This window comes from uncultured Helcococcus sp. (genome assembly GCF_946998255.1).
Taxonomy (GTDB): Bacteria; Bacillota; Clostridia; order Tissierellales; family Peptoniphilaceae; genus Helcococcus.
In genome coordinates, this window is the sequence record NZ_CAMPYN010000071.1 from 1 (window position 1) to 5,049 (window position 5,049).

The 5,049-nt window shown below is 34.3% G+C and carries 4 protein-coding genes; 3 read left to right on the top strand and 1 reads right to left on the bottom strand.

Annotated features, from left to right (window positions below):
• On the bottom strand, positions 1-857 hold an 857-nt coding region (locus Q0U66_RS05375; protein ID WP_297378377.1), incomplete at its 3' end, for a hypothetical protein.
• 102 nt (positions 858-959) lie between these two features.
• Here Q0U66_RS05375 and Q0U66_RS05380 point away from each other — a divergent pair.
• The 3 genes from Q0U66_RS05380 to Q0U66_RS05390 all read left to right on the top strand — a co-directional run bounded on the left by Q0U66_RS05380 (position 960) and on the right by Q0U66_RS05390 (position 4,897).
• Positions 960-1,667: a UTRA domain-containing protein gene (locus Q0U66_RS05380; protein WP_297378380.1), complete on the top strand. Its 708-nt coding sequence runs from the start codon at positions 960-962 to the stop codon at positions 1,665-1,667.
• A gap of 134 nt (positions 1,668-1,801) precedes the next feature.
• Positions 1,802-3,259: a PTS system trehalose-specific EIIBC component gene (gene treP / locus Q0U66_RS05385; protein ID WP_297378384.1), complete on the top strand. Its 1,458-nt coding sequence runs from the start codon at positions 1,802-1,804 to the stop codon at positions 3,257-3,259.
• Between the two features lie 9 nt (positions 3,260-3,268).
• Positions 3,269-4,897 carry an alpha,alpha-phosphotrehalase gene (locus Q0U66_RS05390; RefSeq protein ID WP_297378387.1) on the top strand — a complete coding sequence of 543 codons (1,629 nt, stop codon included), beginning with the start codon at positions 3,269-3,271 and terminating at the stop codon, positions 4,895-4,897.
• The last annotated feature ends 152 nt before the right edge of the window (positions 4,898-5,049 follow it).

Here is a 5,049-nt window from a genome sequence, read left to right on the forward strand (position 1 = left end):
AACAATCTTTCAAGCTCCAAACTTACCTTGTAGTATCCTGTCAAGTCGTCATGCTTAGCAAAGAACTCATCTATGGCTTCTTTAGCCTCTGCAAATTTGTGGCCGTCAATAAGCCTTTCAATCTTAGATACCTTGATAGCTTCAGAAAGTGAATTTTCACCCTCTGCTTCAAAATAATTATCAGGCATATCTTTTAACCTAGTTCCATTTACTGCCAAGTAATAAATTTTCAACTGCAACCATAAATATGTTCTTGTACTTTCATCCTTGTTTAATATCTGAACATTTCTTGCATCATTATTTATTATTTTCCCCTTGAATGGCACTCCATTCAAAATAGCAAAAAATACGCCAACAACAGCAAATAAAAATAAGAAAACTAAAACAAGACCATCTAGTAGAAACATTAAGCCAATAGCAAGAATGGATGTGATTAGATTCAAAATCACTCCCCCATAGTTATATAGCTTGTATGGGTATGGATCTCCTAATTGTCCTGGAGGGTCTAATAGACATTGGCCACCTGTCCCTGCTATAGACATTTTCTTAAACTTGTAGCCTTCATTTTCATATTTCACCAAGATGTCTGATCCAACCCTGAAAGATACAAACTTATATCCACTTAGTAGGCCAAATATCAAATGTCCACCCTCATGGATAATAATTTGTAGGTAAAATGCCGCTATAGCAAAAATGAAAACCAAAACGAAAAATAATACTTCATTCATTCCTAAAAAATCTGGACTTACCTTCATTTTAATAGAAAATATCATTAAAGAAACACCTATCGCAGCTCCTATCAACAGGGGCAGGATAAATCCTGAAATCTTCTTTAATAATGATTTAAACTTATTCATACTTTCCTCACTTTTTAATTTTATATTTAAATTATATTTCTTTATTGACAAAATACAAGTGTGTTAATATATAATAAAGACAAATAACTTTTGGAGTTAGATATGAAGAGACCGCTATATATAAAGATTTATGATCATTTTAAAAGCTTAATAGAAGACAAGAAACTTTTACCCGGAGATGAGATAGATTCTGAAAAAGATTTGATGGAAAAGTATAATTGCTCTAGGGATACGGTAAGAAAAGCTACCACCCTATTAGAGCAACATTCTTACATTAAAAAATCAAGAGGCAAAGCTTCAGTGGTTATAGAAAATAACCACAATGACTTCCCAGCAGCCAATATAAGAAGTTTCAAGGAATTAAGTAGGGACAGCAAATTTTCCACTAGCACAAAACTTGTAAGCTTAACTTTAGATGATAAGGATGAATATCCTTTTTTAAGAGAAATGAAGAGTGATAAAGTTTACCGTATAGCAAGAGTAAGGGAAATTGATAATCAAGCAATCATTTATGATGTAGACTACTTGGATGCAGACCTTGTACCAAATATGACCGAACAAATTGCTGAAGACTCTATTTATGAATATATAGAAGGAGTCCTAGACATACAGATTGCCTATTCTGAAAAGAATATTACTGTAAGGCATGCTCCAAATAAAATTTTAGATAGTATGGATTTGCTGAAAGATGACTTAGTTGTCTTGGTTAAAAGCAAAACTTACACCGATAACAACGAGTTTTTCCAGTACACCAGGTCCTTTCATAGGGCTGATAAATTTTCTTTTAATACCTATGCTTTGAGAAAATAATGAGAGTTTTCAAACTCTCATTATTTTTTATGCTAAAATCCTGTTAATTATTTAATTTAACTTGATTTTATTATATATCCGTGATAACATTTTCATATAAAGCATGTACGTACATGTGAAAAGGGAGGAAAAAAATGGCAAAATATACAAATGATGCTAATCAACTACTTACTTTAGTAGGTGGTAAAAGCAATATTAAGTCAGTTACTCATTGTATTACAAGAATGAGATTTGTACTTAATGATTTATCAAAAGCTGACATAGACGCTATTGAAAACCTGGACTCAGTAAAGGGTACATTTACTCAAGCTGGTCAATTCCAAGTTATAATCGGTAATGATGTTGCAGACTTCTACAACGAATTTACAAGATTATCAGGAATCGAAGGTGTTTCAAAAGAACAAGTGAAGGCTGACGCTAAAGACAACCAAAACTGGTTACAAAAATTAATGTCAAACTTGGCAGAAATCTTTGCACCACTTATTCCAGCACTTGTTGTTGGTGGTTTGATCTTAGGTTTTAGAAACATCCTTGAAGGTGTAAAAATGTTCAACGACCTTGGACAATTCACACTAAAAGAAGGTACACAAACAATCACAAATATTTCACCATTCTGGAATGGTGTAAACCACTTCCTATGGCTACCTGCTGAAGCTATATTCCACTTCTTACCAGTAGCTATAACATGGTCAGTAACAAGAAAGATGGGATCAACACAAATTTTAGGTATTATTTTAGGTATTACTTTAGTATCTCCACAATTGTTAAACGCTTATGGCGTTGCTGGCGCAGAAGCTGGTTCAATCCCACAATGGGACTTTGGATACTTCAAGTTAAACATGATTGGTTACCAAGCACAAGTTATTCCAGCTATGTTAGCAGGTTTCACACTTGTTTATCTAGAAAGATTCTTCAAGAAAATCATTCCTAATGTGGTATCGATGATATTTGTACCATTCTTTGCACTATTACTTTCTGTGATATTTGCTCACACAATCTTAGGACCAATTGGTTGGAAGATAGGTTCAGCTATATCTACAGTAGTATACTCAGGATTGACATCAGCATTTAACTGGTTATTTGCAGCAGTGTTTGGATTCTTCTACGCACCACTAGTAATTACCGGTTTACACCACATGACAAATGCTATCGACTTAGAATTAATTAACCAAACTGCAACAGCTACACAAGCAGGCACAACCCTATTATGGCCAATGATTGCTTTATCAAACATAGCTCAAGGTTCTGCAGTTGCTGCAACAGTATTTCTAAACAAAGCTGACGCAAAACACAAAGAAGTTGCTATTCCATCATGGATTTCAGCATGGTTAGGTGTTACAGAACCAGCAATGTTTGGGGTTAACGTTAAATTAAGATATCCATTCCTAGCAGCAATGATTGGTTCATCAATAGCAGCTGTATTCTCAGTAATCACAAATACAGGAGCTTTATCAATCGGTGTTGGTGGTATACCAGGATTCTTATCATTCCCACTTGAAAAATGGGGAACATTCTTTATAGCAATGATAATAGCTATAGTAGTACCATTTGTACTAACAATAGTTTTTTCAAAAAGAAAAGAAAATAAATAGGGGGAATAAATGAATAGCAAATTCAAAGAATATGCTATCTATCAAATTTACCCAAAGTCATTCCAAGACACTAATAGTGATGGATTTGGCGATTTAGAGGGAGTCATTAAAAGACTCCCTCTTTTAGCTAAACTAGGCATCGACATGATTTGGTTGTCACCTTTTTACAAGTCACACCAATATGACAACGGCTATGATGTTGACGACTACAAGTCAATCGATCCTAGATATGGAGACTTTGAAATTTTTGATAGACTAGTAGCAGAAGCAAAAAAACACAATATAGGAATAATGCTGGATATGGTATTTAACCATACCTCTATTCATCATAAATGGTTCCAAGAGGCCTTGAAGGGCAATAAAAAATATCAAAACTACTATATTTGGAAGGATTCAAAAGAAAATATCACCAATTGGGAGTCCAAATTTGGTGGGTCTGCTTGGGAATATTGCGAAGAATTAGACAAGTATTACCTTCACTTATATCACCCAAACCAAGCAGATTTGAACTGGAAAAATCCAGAAGTAAGAAACGAATTTTCTGACGTCCTAAGATTTTGGATGGACAAGGGCGTAAAAGGTTTTAGATTTGATGTAATCAATGTAACCACAAAACCTGATGTTTATGAAGATGACCACATAGGTGATGGTAGAAGATTTTACACTGACGGTCCACAATTGATGGGTTGGATGCATGAAATTTATGACAAGGCAGGTTTTGATGAATCCATAGTGACTGTAGCTGAACTTTCATCCACCAGCATAGAAAATTCAAACAAATATACCAATCCAAAAGATGGTATATTCTCAATGGCCTTCAACTTCCATCATTTGAAGGTTGACTATGTAGATGGCAACAAGTGGACAGTTACAGATATGGACTGGAATGACTTCTTCACTTTGATTGATGAATGGCAAAGAAAGGCTGAAGAACAAGATGGATGGTCAGCCTGGTTCTTAAATAATCACGACCAGCCTAGAGCAGTTTCAAGATTTGGAAATCCTGAAAAATATCATTATGAATCCGCAACAGCCTTGGCAACATTGACCCACTTGATGAGAGGAACTCCTTACATTTACCAGGGTGAAGAAATCGGTATGACCAATCCAGATTATGAATCTATCGATGACTATGATGACTATGAATCAACCAACTATTATAAAATCTTAGTTGAAAATGGTACACCTGAAGAAGATGCCTTAAAGGCGATCAACTTTAAATCTAGGGACAATTCAAGAGCACCGGTAAGGTGGGATGATAGTGAATATGGTGGTTTTTCTGATGTTGAACCTTGGATAGGTGTAAACAAGGACAGATCTATCAACTATATGGATGCTGTTAATGACAATCATTCAGTATTTTATCACTACCAAGACTTGATAAAATTGAGAAAAGACCACAAGGCAATTGCTTATGGATCATACAAGGCCCTATACTTTGATGACAAGGTTTATATTTTTGAAAGATCATATGAAGATGAAAAATTAATTGTTTTGATCAATGTTTCAGAAGAAAATCATGAACTTGATGATTCTATCAAGGAAACAATAAAGAATGGAAAAATAATTTCCAACAACTACAAAGACTTTGATTTTAGCAAACTTACACCTTATCAAGCTGTCGTAGTTTCTATATAGTAAAGAAAAATTCCTTATCCTATAATTGGATAAGGAATTTTTTTATTCTTAACTTATTATGCGGATTCTAGTGTTTTTTGCTACCAACATGAATTCCGTCCCTAACTTTTCATGACTATTTAAGCCTTTCCTTCTACTGTCATGAATTCTGT